The 19107-nt window shown below is 45.9% G+C and carries 20 protein-coding genes and 1 riboswitch; of the genes, 17 read left to right on the plus strand and 3 right to left on the minus strand.

What is annotated here, in order from left to right:
- Positions 1 to 294 precede the first annotated feature (294 nt).
- Positions 295 to 2076, plus strand: coding sequence for a hypothetical protein (locus tag ACSNJE_RS02915; RefSeq protein WP_495251956.1), 1782 nt, complete (start codon positions 295 to 297; stop codon positions 2074 to 2076).
- 61 nt (positions 2077 to 2137) lie between these two features.
- A riboswitch (NiCo riboswitch) is annotated at positions 2138 to 2217 on the plus strand.
- A gap of 91 nt (positions 2218 to 2308) precedes the next feature.
- On the plus strand, positions 2309 to 3484 hold the full coding sequence (locus ACSNJE_RS02920) for a cation diffusion facilitator family transporter (RefSeq protein ID WP_474773108.1): 1176 nt from the start codon (positions 2309 to 2311) through the stop codon (positions 3482 to 3484).
- Here ACSNJE_RS02920 and ACSNJE_RS02925 read toward each other — a convergent pair.
- Positions 3481 to 3636, minus strand: coding sequence for a hypothetical protein (locus ACSNJE_RS02925; protein ID WP_207642441.1), 156 nt, complete (start codon positions 3634 to 3636; stop codon positions 3481 to 3483). The two genes, ACSNJE_RS02920 and ACSNJE_RS02925, sit on opposite strands and share 4 nt — an antisense overlap.
- 95 nt (positions 3637 to 3731) lie before the next feature.
- On the opposite strand from ACSNJE_RS02925, the gene ACSNJE_RS02930 reads away from it, so the two are divergent.
- The 5 genes from ACSNJE_RS02930 to ACSNJE_RS02950 all read left to right on the plus strand — a co-directional run bounded on the left by ACSNJE_RS02930 (position 3732) and on the right by ACSNJE_RS02950 (position 8617).
- On the plus strand, positions 3732 to 4268 hold the full coding sequence (locus ACSNJE_RS02930; protein WP_495251957.1) for a PGRP and LysM peptidoglycan-binding domain-containing protein: 537 nt from the start codon (positions 3732 to 3734) through the stop codon (positions 4266 to 4268).
- A gap of 240 nt (positions 4269 to 4508) precedes the next feature.
- The gene (locus ACSNJE_RS02935) at positions 4509 to 5372 is read left to right on the plus strand and encodes a bifunctional 5,10-methylenetetrahydrofolate dehydrogenase/5,10-methenyltetrahydrofolate cyclohydrolase (RefSeq protein WP_052216650.1); all 864 of its coding nucleotides are present in this window, start codon (positions 4509 to 4511) and stop codon (positions 5370 to 5372) included.
- A 141-nt stretch (positions 5373 to 5513) separates the two neighbouring features.
- Positions 5514 to 6359, plus strand: a complete 846-nt coding sequence (locus ACSNJE_RS02940) for a sulfide/dihydroorotate dehydrogenase-like FAD/NAD-binding protein (protein WP_052216651.1) — start codon at positions 5514 to 5516, stop codon at positions 6357 to 6359.
- The gene (gene gltA, locus ACSNJE_RS02945; RefSeq protein WP_495251958.1) at positions 6347 to 7735 is read left to right on the plus strand and encodes an NADPH-dependent glutamate synthase; all 1389 of its coding nucleotides are present in this window, start codon (positions 6347 to 6349) and stop codon (positions 7733 to 7735) included. Before ACSNJE_RS02940 ends, gltA begins: the two co-directional genes overlap by 13 nt.
- A 27-nt stretch (positions 7736 to 7762) precedes the next feature.
- A complete protein-coding gene (locus tag ACSNJE_RS02950) occupies positions 7763 to 8617 on the plus strand; it encodes a bifunctional 5,10-methylenetetrahydrofolate dehydrogenase/5,10-methenyltetrahydrofolate cyclohydrolase (protein ID WP_013120568.1) in 855 nt (284 codons plus the stop codon).
- Between the two features lie 40 nt (positions 8618 to 8657).
- Here ACSNJE_RS02950 and ACSNJE_RS02955 read toward each other — a convergent pair whose 3' ends face one another.
- On the minus strand, positions 8658 to 9308 hold the full coding sequence (locus ACSNJE_RS02955; RefSeq protein WP_013120567.1) for a spore coat protein: 651 nt from the start codon (positions 9306 to 9308) through the stop codon (positions 8658 to 8660).
- Between the two features lie 380 nt (positions 9309 to 9688).
- Here ACSNJE_RS02955 and xseA point away from each other — a divergent pair, with 380 nt between their 5' ends.
- The 7 genes from xseA to ACSNJE_RS02990 all read left to right on the plus strand — a co-directional run bounded on the left by xseA (position 9689) and on the right by ACSNJE_RS02990 (position 16512).
- Complete coding sequence (gene xseA, locus ACSNJE_RS02960) at positions 9689 to 10888, plus strand: exodeoxyribonuclease VII large subunit (RefSeq protein WP_495251978.1); 1200 nt, start codon at positions 9689 to 9691, stop codon at positions 10886 to 10888.
- Positions 10885 to 11148 (plus strand): exodeoxyribonuclease VII small subunit, encoded by a 264-nt coding sequence (gene xseB, locus ACSNJE_RS02965; RefSeq protein ID WP_013120564.1) that lies wholly within the window; start codon positions 10885 to 10887, stop codon positions 11146 to 11148. Before xseA ends, xseB begins: the two co-directional genes overlap by 4 nt.
- Complete coding sequence (locus ACSNJE_RS02970; protein WP_474773105.1) at positions 11141 to 12040, plus strand: polyprenyl synthetase family protein; 900 nt, start codon at positions 11141 to 11143, stop codon at positions 12038 to 12040. Before xseB ends, ACSNJE_RS02970 begins: the two co-directional genes overlap by 8 nt.
- An 883-nt stretch (positions 12041 to 12923) precedes the next feature.
- Positions 12924 to 13520: a hypothetical protein gene (locus tag ACSNJE_RS02975; RefSeq protein ID WP_013120562.1), complete on the plus strand. Its 597-nt coding sequence runs from the start codon at positions 12924 to 12926 to the stop codon at positions 13518 to 13520.
- A 5-nt stretch (positions 13521 to 13525) separates the two neighbouring features.
- Complete coding sequence (gene dxs / locus ACSNJE_RS02980; protein WP_495251959.1) at positions 13526 to 15442, plus strand: 1-deoxy-D-xylulose-5-phosphate synthase; 1917 nt, start codon at positions 13526 to 13528, stop codon at positions 15440 to 15442.
- Between the two features lie 11 nt (positions 15443 to 15453).
- The gene (locus ACSNJE_RS02985) at positions 15454 to 16269 is read left to right on the plus strand and encodes a TlyA family RNA methyltransferase (RefSeq protein WP_495251960.1); all 816 of its coding nucleotides are present in this window, start codon (positions 15454 to 15456) and stop codon (positions 16267 to 16269) included.
- Positions 16270 to 16341: 72 nt separating this feature from the next.
- Positions 16342 to 16512, plus strand: coding sequence for a hypothetical protein (locus tag ACSNJE_RS02990; protein ID WP_474773103.1), 171 nt, complete (start codon positions 16342 to 16344; stop codon positions 16510 to 16512).
- A 37-nt stretch (positions 16513 to 16549) separates the two neighbouring features.
- Here the strand turns inward: ACSNJE_RS02990 and ACSNJE_RS02995 are convergent, their stop codons facing one another.
- Positions 16550 to 17047 carry a DUF4352 domain-containing protein gene (locus ACSNJE_RS02995; protein WP_052216659.1) on the minus strand — a complete coding sequence of 166 codons (498 nt, stop codon included), beginning with the start codon at positions 17045 to 17047 and terminating at the stop codon, positions 16550 to 16552.
- Positions 17048 to 17206: 159 nt separating this feature from the next.
- Here ACSNJE_RS02995 and ACSNJE_RS03000 point away from each other — a divergent pair, with 159 nt between their 5' ends.
- From ACSNJE_RS03000 to argR, 3 genes are read left to right on the plus strand one after another with little or no spacing between them, the layout of a single operon-like run.
- Positions 17207 to 18064, plus strand: a complete 858-nt coding sequence (locus ACSNJE_RS03000; protein ID WP_474773102.1) for an NAD(+)/NADH kinase — start codon at positions 17207 to 17209, stop codon at positions 18062 to 18064.
- Positions 18057 to 18626 (plus strand): tRNA 5-(aminomethyl)-2-thiouridylate-methyltransferase MnmM, encoded by a 570-nt coding sequence (mnmM, locus tag ACSNJE_RS03005; RefSeq protein WP_083436717.1) that lies wholly within the window; start codon positions 18057 to 18059, stop codon positions 18624 to 18626. The genes ACSNJE_RS03000 and mnmM overlap by 8 nt, the downstream gene beginning before the upstream one ends.
- A gap of 17 nt (positions 18627 to 18643) precedes the next feature.
- On the plus strand, positions 18644 to 19105 hold the full coding sequence (argR, locus tag ACSNJE_RS03010) for an arginine repressor (protein WP_052216661.1): 462 nt from the start codon (positions 18644 to 18646) through the stop codon (positions 19103 to 19105).
- Positions 19106 to 19107 lie beyond the last annotated feature (2 nt).

Raw genomic sequence — 19107 nt, forward strand, 5'->3', positions numbered from 1 at the left:
TAGCCCTGCTCCAAAAACCATTTACAACTATTCTGGGAGAATACATTTGTGCCATATACTGGGTCGGGAAATAGGATGTTTCCCGACCGGTTTTGCTTTCAGGCACTGGGTGAAGTTGTGGGTGCAAAGTCGCACCATGCCAAAGTAATAATTTGGCATAAATTACCTCTGCTGTATTGGCAGGAATATTGAGGAAAATTGTCGAAATTGGTCAGTACATTTGGACATGCTAGAAAGGAGGGAAAAGGGAAAATCAACGACATATATGATATGTCAACAAGGGGAGGCAATGTGATGAACCGCACTTCGCTACAGGACAAGCCGAGGTTTCCATTATTGCTGTTTCTAGTGGTTTTCAGTATCTTTATTCTGAGCGTTCCGGCCCTTGCCTTTGCCGATACTAACGGTCCCTCGTTTACTAACCTTTTTCCGCAGGGTGGAGCGGTAATAAAATCAGGCAGAGTAACTATTGCTTTAACGGCAGTTGACCCCGATTTTATCGATTACAACTCCGTTGTAATGCTGCTGGACGGCAACCTGGTCAATCCGATCAAGCAGTATGGATGGATTGACGAGTATACCGATGACTATTCCACCTTGGAAATGTATTATCCTGCCAGCCTGGTGGAAGGCAGTCATTTTGTTTCAATCACGGTAAGAGACCGCGCGGGGAATTCTTCTACCAAACAATGGAACTTCACAATATCAGAACCACCGCAAATTTCCCCCATACAGCCCGAGGGCAATGCTACCGTAACGGAATTAAAACCTCTTATATCTGCCAAGGTTACCGATAATACAGCCGTTGACAGTGGCTCAGTGGAAATGTATCTTGACGGCACTAGGGTAAACGCTGTATTTGACGCGGCATCTGGGGTCATAAACTTTACGCCGGAAAATGAACTGCCTAATGAAAGCTGGCACACGGTCTTGGTCAAGGCCCGTGATACTGCAGGCAATCAGGCGCAATTTTCCTGGAAGTTTTTTATCAACACTTATACTGAAATGACTTTTTCCATGAATGATGCAACCTGCCAGCAGTGCCACGCCCGAACCAGTCATCCCATGAATAATTGCGGTAAATGCCACGGTACAAATCTATCGCCATCCAATCCTACATATCCATTGGACGATTGTTATAAATGCCATTTCAACGCTACCACCTACCCAAGCGCTTACCATAACCAAGGGCTGCCGGTAGCAAATCCGCCTCTTCACGGGGCGCAGGATACGGACAGTTGTATGGAGTGCCATGGCAAGACATGGACGACAGGTATTCCGCCTGTACACAGTATCAGTGATGTTTCACGAAGGCACACAACAACATCGCAGGGATGTACCATGTGCCATGCCACTACGCTGACCAGGGAACATGCTCGCCGGTATGATGGCAACGGCAACCAACTGACCTGTTTTACCTGTCATAATAATCCCGATCCACAGGTGCAAAAGGCTATCGCCGAGAAGAATTCGGCCTGCAGCGCATGTCATCTGAACCTTGATGCCGGCGGCGGGCACCCGGCACACCCAAACGGGCTGGATGCGGCCTGTCAGACCTGTCACTCCGACACTATCCTGGGCGAGCAACAGTTTCACAAGGCTAAAGGATGTAATATCTGTCACCAAAAAGACGCCGGCGAAACTGTTAAGTATGCAATTAATACAAAAAATACCAATTGTCTGGCCTGCCATGACCAGGGACATAATTTACACATGATTGCCAAAGAACCCGCCGATTTGCCTAAATATCCCGGGTTTACCTGGAGTGTTCCCCAAAAGGCCAGTATTATGGCTGGTGAAGCCTGGATGCCTGCGGAATACGCAGGGGTAGGCGGTAAGCTGCTGATTTCCTCACGGCGCAGTGATGTTAGCGCTGGAGAACTTTTCAACTGGTATGAGGAACAGATGGCCCAGGCCGGCTGGGAAAAAGTGTCCGGAAACATAGCACCCGGCAATTACATGGTTATGTCATATCAGAAAGGGAACCGGCATGCTACCGTTATTATATATAACGGGGAATACCATAGCGCTCAGGCCCCGGCAATAGGTTTCCGGATAGAAATACTTTATAAGTAAAATATTTGAAAAATTATTTGCACAAAGGTTTGCTTTTAGCAATAAATTGTGTTAAAATAAAAAAGCATAATGGATCAGGTAGAACGGAAAAGTTTTACCGGGCTCTTATGAGCAGCAGGATTATAAACCTGTGGGACCGTGTGGTTCCACAGGTTTTTCGCTAAACGGGGAAATTTTTTGAACATACCGGCACACAGAATTCATATAATAAAGATGTTAGGGGGTATGGCCATTGGCGCAGGCTGATTTTGCTGATGCTCAAAAAGAAAAAAAGGCGGTAGCTTTAAGCTCGGTCCTGGCATCCCTGTTTCTGACGGGTGGAAAACTCATTATAGGTTTGCTGACGGGCAGTCTGGGTATTCTGTCTGAAGCTGCCCATTCAGCCCTGGATTTTGGCGCTGCAGCCATAACTTACTTTGCAGTCAGTATTTCCGATAAACCGGCGGATAAAGAACACCATTACGGTCACGGTAAGGTTGAAAATTTTTCTGCTCTTGTAGAAGCCCTATTACTAATGGTAACATGTCTGTGGATTGTTAAAGAAGCCATAAACAGGCTAATGATGCCGGAACTCCGGTTGGAGGTAACGGCATGGGGTTTTGGAGTTCTGGTTGTGTCAATTATTATAGATTTCTCCAGGTCCCGGGCGCTGAAAAAGGCAGCTAAAAAGCACAAAAGCCAGGCTCTGGAAGCCGATGCCCTGCATTTTTCCAGCGACATCCTGAGTTCTCTGGTAGTAATTGTGGGTTTGGTATTTGCCAAGTTTGGCTATGAGAAGGCTGACCCCATTGCAGCATTGGTGGTTGCGGTTCTGGTTATTATTGCCAGTTTGCGTTTGGCCAAGGAAACCGTTGATGGCCTGCTGGACCGGGCTCCGGAAGGGATAAGGCAGCGGATTGAATCGGATGTAACGGGTGTACCCGGAGTTTTGGGTTTACATAAGATACGGGTACGCCGGGTGGGCCCTAAAATATTCGGGGATTTGCACGTATTGGTTGACGGGAATAAGACTATCAAAGAAGGGCACCAGTTAGCCGACCGGGTTGAGGATGTACTGGCCAAGTATGCTTCCGATGTGGTAATCCATATTGAACCTGTCGAAGAGGTGATGAAGGAAGATATCATCACAGAGGAAGATTTAAAAAAGATACTGGAGAAAGCGATGGAAAGGCTGGGCGGTAAGTTTGTCAATTACCATGAATTATCCCTCCGGTATGATTACATTGCAGGTCCCGTGGGCGGTGTACACCTGGTTCTACCCCAAGGTTTGCCTTTAAATGAGGCTCATCATATAGCCCACTCCATTGAAGAGGAAATAATGGCCAATTACCCGGGAACGAAATTTAACGTAAAAATAGAGCCCTGCGCCGGGACCTGTACCGAATGCGCCCTGGTTTGCGATGATTAATCGTCTTCCTGGTTAATAAAGTTTATTATTTGTTCCGCGGAGAACCCGAAGATTTCTATCAACTTATCTTCCGGCGGATTGTCCGGGTTTTTCCATATTTCGATTATTTTTTCCCGGATACTGTTTTTTAAATCCTGAATTGATTTGGACATCATACATACCTCCGAATTTCACATTATTGTAATTCCCTTCATAAACTGTAATATGCTCAGAAGGCAAAAAAAATACAGTTTTGGAGGGATTTTTCGTGCGTTATGTTGTAAAGCCGGGCGATACGCTCTATATTATTGCCCAGCGTTTCGGGGTGACAGTAGCCGACATTCTGGCCGTTAATCCTCAAATTAGAGACCCTAACTTGATTTTTCCCGGCCAGATAATAATTATTCCTGGCAAAAGGCCCGAAATTCCGCCTTATTACCCTGGGTTTCCGCCAATGTTTCCCCCGGGATATTGGGGGTGGCCGCCCTATATTCCCGGTGAATATCCTGTAGGTTGGTGGCCTAATGTACCTCCGGGATACTATCCATACATGCCTTCGGGTGGACAATGGCCCCAATTACCTGCTGAACCGGGTCCAGGCTTTGGGGTGTTAAAGAGAGGGAGCAGAGGCCCGGAAGTAAAAATGCTGCAGGAACGCCTGGCAGAACTTGGTTACTATACAGGACCTATAGACGGGGTATTCGGTAGGCGGACCGAAATGGCTGTAAGGGCTTTTCAGAGGGAAAAAGGGTTCCCGGAAACAGGCATCGTTGAAGAAGTAACTTGGGCAGCGTTAGGCTTATAAAATAATAAATCTTTTTGAGGGGTTGGACTATTTCGGGCACATAGTGAATATAATCACTATGTGCATTTATTTTGAGCATGGCAATATAAACGGGCTTATGTGCTACATTGCCAAAATTTAAAATATTACAACTTTTTTTAATTATTCAGGCAGGATTAAGGGCAAAGTTAGCGAATAATTTCACATTAGTGACATTTAATAACAACAGATATTTAATTAACAAAAGGAGGTTTTTAAAAAATGCCTGCACAAATTTTAAAAGGCAAACCATTAGCGGACAAAATTAAAGAGCAGACCAGGAAGGAAGTTGAGGAACTGAAACAGAAAGGTATTGAGCCTTTCCTTGTAGCGGTTCAGGTTGGTGAAAATGCTGCTTCCAAGTTTTACACCGATAACCAGCGTAAAAACGCAGAGCAGCTTGGTATCAAGTATGAATTAAGGGAACTGCCTGCCGAAACTACTCAGGAAGAACTTATCAAATACATAGAAGACCTGAACAACGATGACAAGGTTTCCGGCATAATTCTGCAAATGCCTCTGCCGCCGCACATTGAAGCCAGAGAGGTGCAGTGGAAAATAGCTTTTGAGAAAGATATCGAGGGTGTTACACCGCATAACATGGGACTTGTTTCTTTCGGTAAGCCCCGGCTTGCTCCGTGTACGGCCGTAGGTGCTTACGAGCTTGTCAAGTCAACGGGCATCGACCTAACCGGTAAAGAGGTAGTTGTTGTGGGACACAGTGATATTGTTGGTAAACCGGCAGCCCTGCTTCACCTGAATGACCTGGGGACAGTTACCGTATGCCATATCGGTACTGCTAAAGCCGGAAAAACCCCTGAACATGTGGCTAGGGCTGACGTACTTATAGTTGCCGTCGGCGTACCCGGATTAATTAAGGGCGAATGGATTAAACCCGGCGCCATTGTTATTGATATTGGAATTAACGAGGTAGACGGCAAGATAGTTGGAGACGTGGAATTTGACAAGGCTGTCGAAAGAGCAGGTATTATTACTCCTGTTCCCGGTGGCGCCGGTACAATGACTACTGCTATTCTGCTGAGAAACGTGGTGGAAGCCGCCAAGTGGCAGGCTGAAAAAAGATAGTGTTTAGCGGAAGCCGGTTTATGAATATTTAGATTTGACCGCGATCCCTTAAAATTGAGGGTTCTGCGGTTTTTTCTTCTGAATTTTACCCGGTAGTGGTATAATAGGATTATATGCTGTAGGACAAGAGGAGGTTAATCTATGTACAGGATTCTACAGAAACGCTCCCTGGCTACCGGTATCCACATGTATGAAATATCGGCGCCGGAAATTGCAGCCAAAGCGCTACCGGGACAGTTTATCATTCTGAGAGTGGACGAATGGGGAGAACGTATTCCCCTGACTATATTTGATTTTGACCGCAAATCGGGCAGTATTAAAATTATTTTTCAGGAAGTGGGTTTCACTACAAAAAGACTGGCCTGCCTGAAACAGGGTGATTTTATCACTGATATAGCCGGCCCCCTGGGCATGCCCAGCCATATCAAAAAGTACGGACGGGTAATTGCTATAGGCGGTGGTGTGGGTGCAGCGCCCATTTTCCCTATTGTTCGTGCTCTGAAGGAGGCGGGGAACGAAGTTATTTCAATTATCGGTGCGAAATCAGCCGAGACTTTGATTTTGCAGGACGTTATGAATAATGTCAGTGACCGGCTGATTATTTGTACTGATGACGGTTCCGTCGGCGAAAAGGGGTTTGTTACAGAGGTACTGCAGAAACAATTGACAGGTGAAAAACCGGACCTGGTGATGGCCATAGGACCTCTGCCGATGATGCAGGCGGTCAGTGAGTTAACGGCTTCTTATGCTGTAAAAACGCTGGTTAGCCTAAACCCGATTATGGTGGATGGAACAGGAATGTGTGGAGCCTGCCGGGTAAAAATAGGAGAGGAGACCAAGTTTGCTTGTGTTGAGGGACCGGAGTTTGACGGACACCTGGTTGATTGGGAAACCCTGATCAGGCGGTCCACAATGTATGCCAAAGAACAAGAGCTAATTCTCGGTGAGAAGGTCCGTTCAGGAGGTGGCTGCGGATGTCATTCATAACTGCCAAACACCCCATGCCTGAACAGGATCCACGGGAAAGGATTAAGAATTTCAAAGAAGTTGCTCTTGGTTACGATCAGGAAACGGCTGTTGCCGAAGCCAACCGGTGCTTACAGTGCAAAGGTGCTCCCTGCCAAAAAGGGTGTCCTGTCGGAGTGGAGATCCCTGCCTTTATTAAGTTGATTAAAGAAGGAGATTTTATCGCTGCCGGTAATAAAATAAAAGAACGTAATAACCTGCCGGCTGTTTGCGGTCGGGTATGTCCACAAGAAAACCAGTGTGAAAAGCAGTGTGTGCTGGGTAAAAGAGGAGAGCCTGTCGGCATAGGCAGGTTAGAAAGGTTTGCCGCCGATTTTGGTGCAGCTTTTGACAGGACAGCGCAGCACTTAAGCCGGCAATTAACCGGTAAGAAAGTAGCTGTAATCGGTTCGGGACCTGCGGGATTGACAGCGGCCGGGGATTTGGCCAAACTTGGCTATCGGGTTACCGTTTTTGAAGCCCTGCATGTTCCGGGCGGCGTTCTTGCCTACGGCATTCCGGAGTTTCGCCTGCCGAAAGACATTGTCAAAAGAGAAGTGGACTACCTGAAAAGTCTAGGTGTGGAAATAAAAACAAATATGATTATAGGGAAGACTTTTACCATAGACGAATTATTTACAGACGGTTTCCAAGCAATATTTGTCGCAACTGGGGCAGGGCTGCCTTACTTCATGAACATCCCGGGTGAAAACCTGAATGGGGTCTTTTCGGCCAACGAGTTTTTAACGCGGACCAATCTCATGAAGGCATACAGGTTTCCGGAATACCATACGCCGGTCCATATCGGTGCAAAAGTAGCAGTCATCGGAGCAGGAAACGTTGCTATGGATTCGGCCCGGACAGCCCTTCGGCTGGGAGCGCAAAAAGTAACTGTTGTTTACCGCCGTTCGGAGAAAGAAATGCCTGCCCGGCTGGAAGAAATAAAGCATGCCCAGGAAGAAGGCGTGGAGTTTCTTTTCCTGACCAGCCCCGTCAAACTTATTGGGGATAAAGAAGGTTGGGTGAAGAATATGCAATGTATCAGGTATGAACTTGGTGAACCCGATGCCTCGGGTCGGAGAAAACCGGTGGCGGTCCCCGGATCGGAATTTAATGTTGAGGTGGATACGGTTATCATGGCTATCGGTCAGGGGCCCAACCCATTAATAACACAAACGACTGATGGGCTTATGTCGAATGCCCGGGGAAACATTATCGTGGACGAGCGGGGCCAAACTACTCGTTCGGGTGTTTTTGCCGGCGGCGACATCGTTACAGGGGCGGCCACAGTTATTCTTGCTATGGGGGCAGGCAAACAGGCGGCCATATCTATTGACCAGTATTTAAGGGACAAATAAATATAAAATTTTCAGGGGAGGGGTATTATGCCAGCTCAAATTCTTGATGGGAAAAAGCTGTCCAACGAGATTAAAGAAGGCTTGAAAGCAGAGGTAGAGGCTTTAAAAGCCAAAGGCGTTGTACCGACCATTGGTATGTTGTTGGTTGGAGATGATGAAGCATCCGCCCTATACGTGGGGTTAAAGGCTAAAGCTGCCACGGCTATCGGCGGAGAGGGAAAAACTTTCAAATTGCCTGAAGATGTGACTTTTGAAGAGATTATGGAATTAATTGATAAGTTGAACAATGACCCGTCAATTCACGGCATACTGGTGCAACTGCCTTTGCCCAAGCACTTGCATGACAAAGAAAAAGCAATACTTGACGCTATTATTCCCGAAAAAGACGTAGACGGTTTCCATCCTACCAGTATTGGTAACCTGGTTATTGGAGACGACGGTTTTGTAGGTTGTACGGCCTTTGCTTGTATGAAACTGCTTGAGCTTACCGGTCAGGATTTAAAAGGCAAACATGCCGTTGTGGTAGGTCACAGTATTGAAGTGGGCAAACCGGTAAGTATGCTCTTGTTTGCCAAGGGATGCGTAGTAACCATTGTCCATCCAGATGATCCGAAGCTTACGGAATATACCAAGCAGGGCGATATCTTGATTCTTGAGATGGCGAAACCTAAATTCGTTACCGGCGATATGGTAAAACCGGGCGCTATCGTAATTGATACCGGATCTAACTGGGTTGACGGTAAACAGGTCGGCGATGCGGACAAAGAGAGCGTGGAGCAGGTAGCAGGTTGGTTGAGCCCGTCTCCCGGCGGCGTAGGGCCTATGATCATCGCTATGCTCATGTATAACCTGGTCAAAGCCGCTCAACAACAAAGTGCATAAATATTGAATGGGAAGGTACGAAGCCTTCCCATTCCACTTTCTACTGCATTTGATAGCTATTAACCATGGTATTGGTTGTATTTTGTTGCATGGTGGGTACCTGGTACATGCCTCTTTGGTTCATATAGGTGAAGCATTCCCAGGCTTGATTCATACAGGAAACGGAACAATTTTGCATTAATTGCCTTAGGTTATAATCGGCACATTCAAGAGCAGCCATAGTACATTTCAAGGCACTGGACTTATGGTATGCCAGCATACCTAAAGCCACATCGCGATCATCAATATCGTTTACGCTGCTGCTGGGCTGCATTGGGGACGGATTCCTGAGCCCGTACTGGACAGGGGTTTTCTTCACGCCATGATAAGGCATAAAACTTATTGCCCCCTTGCTGTGCAGATACGAAGCAATTTGATCGTAAGTCCTGTTCATATGGCTTAAATGACTGTCCATCATGGAGTTTAATTGCTGGTCTTTAATATATGGTTTATAAAGTTGAAACCTGTTTATGCCCTCAATCAGTGAGGACAAAACCTCATGGACTTCCATGATTTCGTGAGCTCCGAATTGGGCAGCCTGACCTTGCTGAGGAGTTTGCCAGCCGGGTTGGCCTATACCCATCTGCTGAGTCCCGTATGCTTGGGCTCCGGGTTGTTGAGCGCCGAATTGTGGAGAACCAAATTGTTGCACAAAGAATACCTCCCTAAAGATTAGTATTGACCTTACAAGTTATGTTTTCCCCAAAAAGCGGCGCTTTATCCATATTATTTTATTTCTTTTCCGGGCCGTAAATGCAGTTGGGGCTTTTATTAATATTATGGCAAGGTTTGCAGCAAAATAAATCGGTGGACATAAGGCCCTGGATTTTATGGTTTAAGGTAGGTTCCACTCCGATTATTTGAATATCGGGGTTAAGTTCTTTTTTGTCCTTAGTGTTTTCAGTGGTTCCAATAAAAAAAAGAATATCATCTGTGATAATAAAGAGGAAAAACCGGATTAACCGTGAATTGTAAAAGTATAAATGAGCTTTTGCCTAAATAATTAAGGGAGAGTTGTTCCAATTGCGGTTAATGACTGTGGCGGAATTAAACAATTACATAAAGGAAAAATTGGAAGGCGACCTTTTTTTGAATAACATCTGGCTGAAAGGAGAAATCTCAAATTTCAAATTCCATTATTCAGGGCATATGTACTTTACGCTTAAGGATGCCCAAGCTACAATCAAGTGCGTCATGTTTAGAAGCCGCTGTAGCAATTTAAAGTTCTTGCCGGAAAACGGCATGGGAGTTGTTGCCCGCGGTCGGGTAGGAGTTTACGAGAGAGATGGCCAGTACCAGTTGTATATTGAAGAAATGCAGCCCGACGGAATTGGAACCTTGTATATCGCCTTTCAGCAGTTAAAAGAAAAACTTGAAAAAGAAGGGCTTTTTAACCAGGAGCTGAAAAAAAAGCTACCCAGGCTGCCAAAACGCGTGGCCGTGGTCACTTCTCCCACGGGCGCCGCGGTGCGTGATATAATTACAGTGTTACACAGGCGTTGCCCCCATATTGAAATACTCCTTATACCTGTGGCAGTACAGGGGGAAAACGCGCCGCCCGAAATAGCCCGGGCTATTGAAATGGTCAATACTTATGGGCAAGCCGATGTCATTATCGTGGGGCGCGGCGGGGGTTCTTTGGAAGAACTATGGGCTTTTAACACAGAGATTGTAGCCCGGAGCATTTTTGCGTCCTCTATTCCTGTTGTTTCGGCGGTGGGCCATGAAACCGATTTTACCATTGCCGATTTCGTTGCTGACTTGAGGGCCCCGACACCATCGGCTGCAGCCGAACTTGTAGCTCCAAATTACCTGGAATTGGTTCAGAGGTTCGCTGAACTGCAGGAAAGGCTTGTACTCGGGATAAATTTTTATCTACAGAAAAACAGGAATAGGCTGGAGGTCTGCATGAAAAGCAGGGCTATGAGCAGACCTATGGATTTGATACAAAGTCTTGTCCAGAAACTGGACTATACTGTGGTCAGATTGGAGCAGGCTATGCGAGGGTTCCATAGAGAAAAGGGAAACCGGTTTCAGGTTGCCTGTGCCGGCTTAAACAACCTGAATCCTTTGGCTACATTGGAAAGAGGTTATGCCGTATGCCGGGATAAAGTTACCGGCAGTCCAAAAACTACAATCAGCCAGTTTCGGGTAGGAGAAACAGTAGAAATAATTCTCCGGGACGGTTTGGTGGATTGTACCGTTGAAAGAACAGAGGAGGGAAATTCATGAGCGGGGAGCAGGAGTTTAACCTTGATATAGAAAACTTTGAGGAAGCCATAAACCGTTTGGAGGAAATAGTCAAAACACTGGAAGAAGGCAATATTGGTCTGGATGAAGCTTTGCAGAAGTTTGAAACGGGGGTTCGTTTATCCAGGTACTGCAATAATAAATTGACAGAAGCTGAAAGAAAAATCAATATGCTGATCAGGGAAAATGATGGGACATTTTCCGTTAAACCTGTAAACCCTACGGAGGATTTCAATGAATAAAAAAGCTTTTTTAAAGGAACTGGAAAGAAAAGTAAATATAATAGAAGATGCATTAAGCCAGTATTTACCTGGCGAAGACGAGTACCCGGAAACCATTCACCAATCAATGCGGTATAGTATGCTTGCCGGCGGGAAAAGGCTCCGCCCCGTTTTGGTTTTGGCTGCTGCCGAAGCAGTGGGCGGAGATGTTAAAAAAGTTATTCCGGCGGCTTGTGCCATTGAAATGATTCATACCTATTCCCTTATTCACGATGACCTTCCGGCTATGGATGATGATAACTACCGAAGGGGAAAACCAACTAATCATGTTGTTTATGGGGAGGCTATTGCCATTTTAGCGGGCGATGCTCTCCTTACTTTAGCCTTTGAAGTTTTAAGTTCTTTGGTGGAGGAGCCCGGTATAGCCCCGCAAAAAGTACTGCGCGTAATCAAAGAAATAAGTTTAGCCGCTGGGTCTAGGGGGTTAATAGGCGGTCAGGTCGTGGACATCGGGTCGGAAAATCTCGATATTTCTGCAGAGACACTGAAATATATTCATATTCATAAGACCGGCGCCTTATTTAAGGCTGCTCTGAAAACAGGCGCTATTTTAAGCTCAGCCAGCGAAGAACAAATTACTGCTCTATCCCGGTATGCTCATTTCCTGGGACTGGGTTTCCAGATAACCGATGATATTCTGGACATTGAGGGCGATACAGAGAAACTTGGCAAACCGGTAGGCAGTGATATCAAGAAAAAGAAAGCCACTTATCCATCTATTTTCGGTCTACAGGAAGCCAAGCAAATGGCTCGGGAGGCAGTGGCAGAGAGCCTTATGTCGTTGGAAGGTTTTGATGAAAGGGCAGATTTTCTCAGGGAAATGGCCAGGTATTTGCTGGAGCGGGATAATTAGTGGAAATAAAGATACGGCTCAAAGAGATTTTGGGATATACACGGTGGAAGTCATTTTTGGAACAGTGTAGGGTATTACCGTAGCTTTATTAATATAAGCATCTAAAACGGTCAAATTAAGTCGAAATCGGTTAAAATAAAAGAAGCAGGGGAATTGACCTGAATTGAAGAATAATTTAATATGTGTTATAATTAGTTCGCTTTTTTAGCAGAGTATTATTAAAAAATTCAATAGGTGGCGCAGTATCCTAGTCAGAATCCCTACTTCGAAGGCGGGGCTAAAAATCCGCTAAAGGGCACATCGATGAAGTTCCTGGTTTCGGCTGCCGACGCCCAGTCGGGGGTCGGGGCTGGGAGTAAGGAGGAAGGGCGATCTACAATGGCATGTAGGCGTTGACCCAGCCTCCGTGGAGGCCTGTAATCCGGACGATAAGAGATTCGGGTTACAGGATAAACCTACAAGAGATTCTGTTTTTGAAACAGAGTCGAGTGTAGCGTAGCCTGCCTTGAGTGGTGTTGGTGGATTACGGGTTATCAGGCGCTTTGGATTCGGGCCCGATTCCAAAGGGCTTGCTGTTTGAAACCTCCACTGCAAAAGAGGCTAGAAGTAGTTCGTTTCTGTCGAGGAAAACTCCTAGGCTGTTCAACCGGACGGTTGAGGTGCGCTGGGGATTAAAGTATGGACTCAGTGGTAATCCAGTCCTGTACAGGGCGACCGTACAGATTCGTCATAAAGGGAAACCGCCGACATGGCAACGTGTCGGAGACGGATGGGAAAACCTACTGGACCTAAGCCATAACATTTACTCAGCGTATTGCCACCTGACCTTACATATCTGGCGCCGGAACATGGACCGCCAGCTTGCTGTATGAGGTGAAAATGGTTGGGTGATAACAGGGCAACCTCTTTGAAATCAGCCTTAATTATTGGGATAGGAACCTTTTTTCTTGCATCTTTTTTCAGCTTGTTTTCCGAATTAGTACTGCCAAAAATTCAAATACTTTTACTGTCTTTTCTTTTTTTATTTTTAATTATCTTTCTGGGGATAATCTTTGACATTATTGGGATAGCAGCGGCCGCAGCCAATGAACGTCCCTTTCATGCCAAAGCAGCCAAAAAGGTAAAGGGTTCGGTACAGGCTATAAAAATAGTGCGGAATGCTGACAGAGTGGCCAGTTTTTGCAATGACGTGGTGGGAGATATATGTGGCACGGTAAGCGGGGCTTTGGGCGCAGCCATTGTTTTTCAGGTTGTGCTAAACCATCCGGGCTTCAACGAGTCAATTTTATCAATAATAATGACGGGGTTGGTTGCTGCTCTGACGGTTAGCGGTAAGGCTCTTGGTAAGAAGAAAGCCATAGCAGAGGCGGATCATATTGTTTTCCGCGTTGGACAGGCCCTGGCCTGGATGGAAAACGTAATGGGCGTGGATCTGTTTTCCAGGAAAAGTAACAGGAAGCATAAAGACAGGAGAAGGTGAAAATTATGGAAACCCCCCTGTTGAATCAAATTAAAACACCAGAGGATTTAAAACGTCTTTCATTGGATGACTTGAATATCCTGGCCAGGGAATTAAGGCAAAAATTGATTCATGTGGTATCCAGGACAGGCGGTCATTTGGCGCCCAACCTGGGAGTAGTTGAACTGACCCTGGCCCTGCACTATGTCTTCGATGCGCCAAGAGATAAAATTGTATGGGACGTAGGCCACCAGTCTTACGTACATAAGTTACTTTCAGGCCGGCAACAGGAATTTGACACTCTCCGGCAATACGGGGGGTTAAGCGGATTTCCAAAGAGAAGCGAAAGTGAATATGATTCCTTTAATACCGGCCACAGCAGTACTTCTATTTCAGCCGTATTGGGTATGGCGTTGGCTCGCGACCTGAAAAAAGAAAATTTTCATGTAATTGCTGTGATAGGCGATGGAGCCTTAACGGGCGGTATGGCTTTTGAGGCCCTGAATCATGCCGGACACCTAGGGACGAACATTATTGTAGTCCTGAATGATAATGAGATGTCCATTTCGGAGAACGTAGGAGCTTTATCCGGCTACCTGAGCAGGATGAGAACGGATCCCATGTATAACCGGCACAAGGAAGAGATGGAAAATTTATTAAAGAAAATACCGTCTATCGGCCCGACGGTTTTTAAGGCCATCGAAAGGATTAAGGACAGCTTTAAGTATCTGGTGGTTCCCGGTATGATTTTTGAAGAACTGGGCTTCACTTATTTAGGTCCCATTGATGGGCATAATATTATGGAAGTGAAAACAGTGCTGGAAAGGGCCAAAAGAACTAAAGGGCCTATTATGGTACATGTGGTGACCTGTAAAGGGAAGGGATATGAACCGGCGGAAAAAAACCCCGACCGTTTTCATGGGATCGGTCCTTTTAACATAAATACCGGGGAGCCTGTTTCCGCCTCCAGTGTTGTTTCTTATACGGAGATATTTGGGAAGACTCTTTGTCAACTGGCGGCCGACGATGAGCGTTTATTGGCTATTACTGCGGCTATGCCTACGGGGACGGGCCTAACCAGGTTTGCGGAATTATTTCCTGATCGTTTCTTTGACGTTGGTATTGCCGAACAGCATGCGGTAACCCTGGCTGCCGGTTTGGCCACAGAAGGATTCAGGCCGGTGGTGGCAATTTACTCCACATTCCTGCAGAGGGCCTATGATCAGATTCTTCATGATGTAGCCATGCAGGATTTACCGGTGATTTTTGCCGTTGACCGGGCCGGATTGGTTGGCGAGGACGGTGAAACCCACCAGGGGATTTATGATTTTGCATATTTACGCCATATACCCAATATGGTGATTATGGCGCCTAAGGATGAAAATGAACTGCGGTTCATGTTAAAAACAGCTCAGTTGCTGGATAAACCAGTTGCAATCAGGTATCCGAGGGGAAGCGGCATCGGCGTGCAGATAAGCGAAAAGATCAAGGACATTCCGGTTGGAAAAGCTGAAGTTTTGCGGGATGGAAAGGATATTGCCCTATTTGCTGTCGGTCCCTTAGTATACGAGGCTTTGGCAGCTGCGGAAAGTCTCCATGAGCACGGTATAGAGGTAGCGGTGGTGAACTGCCGGTTTATAAAACCGCTGGATGTGGAAACAATAACGGAATACACCCGGAAAACCGGTAGGGTAATTACATTGGAAGAGCATGCCCTGGAGGGGGGCTTTGGCAGCGCTGTTTTAGAGCTGTTACAGGAACAGGGGCTACGGGCTCATGTGGAAAGGATAGGGCTACCCGACCGGTTTATAGAACAGGGCGCTCTCCGGGTTCTCAGGGAGAAATTTGGTTTGTGCCGGGATAATATTGTTAAAGTAGGGCTTAAAATGGCAGCCACGAAAAAACTTGTTCCGGCAAAAATGAAACTGCTCTCCAAGTTGTAGGTGATAAACACATGGAAAAAATGAGACTGGATATGCTGCTTGTTGAAAAGGGCCTTTTCCCGTCGCGGGAAAAGGCCAAATCTGCCATTATGGCCGGTTTGGTTTTTGTTGACGGCCAAAGGGTGGATAAAGCCGGGACCACTGTCTCTGTGTCCGCTGATATTGAGCTGCAGGGTAACCCCATTCCCTATGTCAGCAGGGGAGGGCTTAAATTGGAAAAAGCTATTAAAGAATTTTCTGTCCGGCTGGAAGGGAAAATAGTTATGGACATTGGGGCCAGTACAGGCGGCTTCACTGATTGCGCTCTCCAAAACGGGGCGGCCAAGGTTTATTCTGTGGACGTAGGATATGGACAACTGGCCTGGTCGTTGCGCCGGGATCCCCGCGTTGTTAACCTGGAACGGACCAATATCCGGTACCTGGAGAAAGAAAAAGTTCCCGATAATATAGAAGTAATTACAATAGATGTTTCCTTCATATCTTTGAACAAGGTGCTGCCCAAGGCTTATGAATTATTGCAACCTGAAGGTCAGGTTATAGCCCTGATTAAGCCCCAGTTTGAAGCGGGCCGGGAAAAGGTTGGGAAAAAAGGGGTCGTAAAAGACCCAGCGGTTCATGTAGAAGTAATTGAAAAGGTTATCACCGGCGCCCAGGATTTGGGTTTTGTTCCTGTTGGTCTGACCTTTTCACCGGTCAAGGGACCGGAAGGAAATATTGAATACCTTTTGTTACTTGAAAAGCCGGCAAACCCCCGGGAATCAACTGTAGATATCGATGCCTGGAACATTGTTCTACAGGCTCAGCATGACTTTGACAAAAACAATTGAATTCAGATAAATATTTTGTTATTATGTACATATAATATTGTATACAATATATTTTATTTGGGGGTATTTTTTATGGATTATCTTCTAACTTGGAGTGAAGGTGAAGAGGTTGGATACAAATTGCTTTCGCGCCATCAGTTGAAAGGGCTTAAGATAGAATCCGATAAAAAATATTCCCTTACAGAGTTGAAAACAGGTAGAGAAATTAGCGATATTAAAGGGTTCATTGAGGAAAACAAATAAAGAAGGGTAAAGTAAAAGCTAGCCTTTTGGCTAGCTTTTATACACTGGAAGATTCGCCCGATTCGAAGTTAATATTAAATTCATGATTCATTTGATCTTTATATATAACTTTGTTGATTTTTATTCCCTTTTTGATCTCAAAAAGCAGGAGACCGCCTCCTCGGTAATCAGGCGGCAGCGTAACTTTGCGGAAAGCGCCTTTGCCCGTTACAGATTCAGTAATTTCGGAATACTTGTAAGTGGTATTATCTATGGCAACCAGGGTAACATAATCCGGTGAGATGGGGACGTTCTGCTGAGACTTATTTATAACAATAACTGATAAACCGACAATATCATAACCCTCTTTGGTGGCAAGCATATTCTTGGGAAATGTTTTCAACTCCCTGCTCACTTCCAGGGTTATGCCGTCTTTTTGGGCAGTTAGGTGGTTAGTATTGGGAGTTGTGTCAGGTTTTGGCGCCGGAACTTTGCTGCCGGTGCATCCTGCCAGCAGGAAGGCCACACATAAAATTATGATAATGTATTTTTTCATACGTTAAACACTCCTTATCAGAATATAAGTGTTTTACCAAATGAGCTGTTTTTATTATATTCGACGTTATCTCACAATATCCTTGGTAAACAAACAAAAAATTTATCACAAGGACTTCTGTTATTTCTGTAGAATATTACCTGTTGGAGGGAATCCAGGTTGCAAAAAATAGGCTTGATTGTAAATCCAGGAAAACCAAAGGTTTCCGTTCTGGCGGAAGAAATTGCTGACTGGCTGCAGGCTAAAGGAAAGCAGGTTATTTTGGGGACTATCGGGCAAGGGCCCCAGCCCGAAAGCATCAGTAACGAAATGACTATTCGCGAATGTGATTGCGCCATTGTCCTTGGAGGAGACGGGACCCTTTTGCATACTGCCCGTAATAAAACCCTGGTGGGGATACCACTTTTTGGTATCAACCTGGGACATTTAGGCTTTCTGACGGAAGTGGAAGTTAACGATGTTATACCTTCCCTGGAGAAACTCGTCGCCGGGGACTTCCAGGTGGAAGAGAGAATGATGCTGAAGGCGACGGTTGTCAGGGATGGTCGGCCTTTGGAACAGTTTTTTGCTTTAAATGATGCTGTCGTTACCAAGGGCGCTTTTGCCCGGCTGATTAGGCTGGAAACATACATTAATGACAAATTTTTCGATGTATTTCCCGCTGACGGCTTAATTATTTCCACGCCTACGGGTTCCACAGCCTATTCCCTTTCTGCCGGAGGCCCTTTGGTTATGCCACACTTGGACCTGATGATTGTCACACCCATCTGTCCACATACTCTTTATTCTAGGCCTTTGGTAATCCACGGGGACAGTCAGGTACGGACTGTTATTTGTTCGAAACAGGGGGAAATCATGCTGACCCTGGATGGCCAGGACGGGTACCCGGTAAAACACCTGGATGAAATCATCATTGAAAAGGCCGAATGTACGACAAAGCTGCTAAAATTAAACAACCGTACATTTTTTGAGATACTTCGTGCGAAAATGAAGGAAGGCGGCAGCACCGATGTTTGAAATGATAGCGAGTCCGGTAAAAGTTGCACATTTACTGATGGGCAACAAAATTGGTCCGGGCGCGACAGTAATCGATGCCACTGTGGGAAACGGGTATGATACATTGTTTTTAGCTGAAGCCGTTGGCGTTGTAGGAAGGGTTTACGGTTTCGACATTCAGGCTGAGGCTATCGAAAACACAAAGCTTCGCCTGCTAAAAGAAGGGTTACTTGAACGGGTCCTGTTATTTCACGAAGGCCATGAGAATCTCGCCCATAGAGTAACAGAGAACATCGACGGGATAATGTTTAACCTAGGTTACCTGCCTGGCGGTGACCACCGGGTTATCACGAAACCCAGCACCACCATTATGGCCCTGGAAGGTGCTTTAAAGCTACTGAAACCGGGGGGGCTAGCTACAGTTGTTGTGTATCCAGGGCATGAAGGCGGCGCCGATGAGGCTCAGGCTTTGGACGAATATGTTGCGCACTTGCCGAAAAATACATACAGTTGTGTAAAAATTACTTTTGTAAATCGTTCCCGAAGGAGTCCTTACGTTCTGGCCATAGAAAAAGCTCAATAGAGGTTCAGGGTGATATGATGAAATCAAAAAGACACCTTAAAATACTGGAAATTGTCAATAGCAAAATAATTGAAACCCAGGAAGAACTGGCAGAGCAGTTGAAATGGGCAGGATTTGATGTCACGCAGGCTACTGTTTCCCGTGATATAAAGGAACTCAGGCTGGTTAAAATCCCGATTGGGGACAACCATTACCGTTACGGGGTTCCCACGGCAACAATCAACTTACATAATCAGGAACGTATGAAGACAATGTTCCGGGATTCTGTGGTCAAATTGGACTATTCGGAAAACATCATCGTAGTTAAAACCTTGCCGGGAACTGCCCAGGCAGTAGCCTCCACCATTGACGGCGCCAACGATCCGCATATAATCGGCACGGTGGCCGGTGATGATACAATACTGGTGGTAGTCAAGCCCATACAGGCCTTGCTTTCGGTCTTTAATAAATTTACCGCTCTCACACAACGGAGGGGTTAAAT

The sequence above is a fragment of the Thermincola sp. GK-1 genome (genome assembly GCF_059412445.1).

Coding starts and splice junctions, on each gene's coding strand:
- ACSNJE_RS02915 (WP_495251956.1), top strand. CDS start 295: ATGAACCGCACTTCGCTACAGGACAAGCCGAGGTTTCCATTATTGCTG.
- ACSNJE_RS02925 (WP_207642441.1), bottom strand. CDS start 3,636: ATGTCCAAATCAATTCAGGATTTAAAAAACAGTATCCGGGAAAAAATA.
- ACSNJE_RS02935 (WP_052216650.1), top strand. CDS start 4,509: ATGCCTGCACAAATTTTAAAAGGCAAACCATTAGCGGACAAAATTAAA.
- ACSNJE_RS02940 (WP_052216651.1), top strand. CDS start 5,514: ATGTACAGGATTCTACAGAAACGCTCCCTGGCTACCGGTATCCACATG.
- gltA (WP_495251958.1), top strand. CDS start 6,347: ATGTCATTCATAACTGCCAAACACCCCATGCCTGAACAGGATCCACGG.
- ACSNJE_RS02950 (WP_013120568.1), top strand. CDS start 7,763: ATGCCAGCTCAAATTCTTGATGGGAAAAAGCTGTCCAACGAGATTAAA.
- xseA (WP_495251978.1), top strand. CDS start 9,689: ATGACTGTGGCGGAATTAAACAATTACATAAAGGAAAAATTGGAAGGC.
- xseB (WP_013120564.1), top strand. CDS start 10,885: ATGAGCGGGGAGCAGGAGTTTAACCTTGATATAGAAAACTTTGAGGAA.
- ACSNJE_RS02970 (WP_474773105.1), top strand. CDS start 11,141: ATGAATAAAAAAGCTTTTTTAAAGGAACTGGAAAGAAAAGTAAATATA.
- dxs (WP_495251959.1), top strand. CDS start 13,526: ATGGAAACCCCCCTGTTGAATCAAATTAAAACACCAGAGGATTTAAAA.
- ACSNJE_RS02985 (WP_495251960.1), top strand. CDS start 15,454: ATGGAAAAAATGAGACTGGATATGCTGCTTGTTGAAAAGGGCCTTTTC.
- ACSNJE_RS02990 (WP_474773103.1), top strand. CDS start 16,342: ATGGATTATCTTCTAACTTGGAGTGAAGGTGAAGAGGTTGGATACAAA.
- ACSNJE_RS02995 (WP_052216659.1), bottom strand. CDS start 17,047: ATGAAAAAATACATTATCATAATTTTATGTGTGGCCTTCCTGCTGGCA.
- mnmM (WP_083436717.1), top strand. CDS start 18,057: ATGTTTGAAATGATAGCGAGTCCGGTAAAAGTTGCACATTTACTGATG.
- argR (WP_052216661.1), top strand. CDS start 18,644: ATGAAATCAAAAAGACACCTTAAAATACTGGAAATTGTCAATAGCAAA.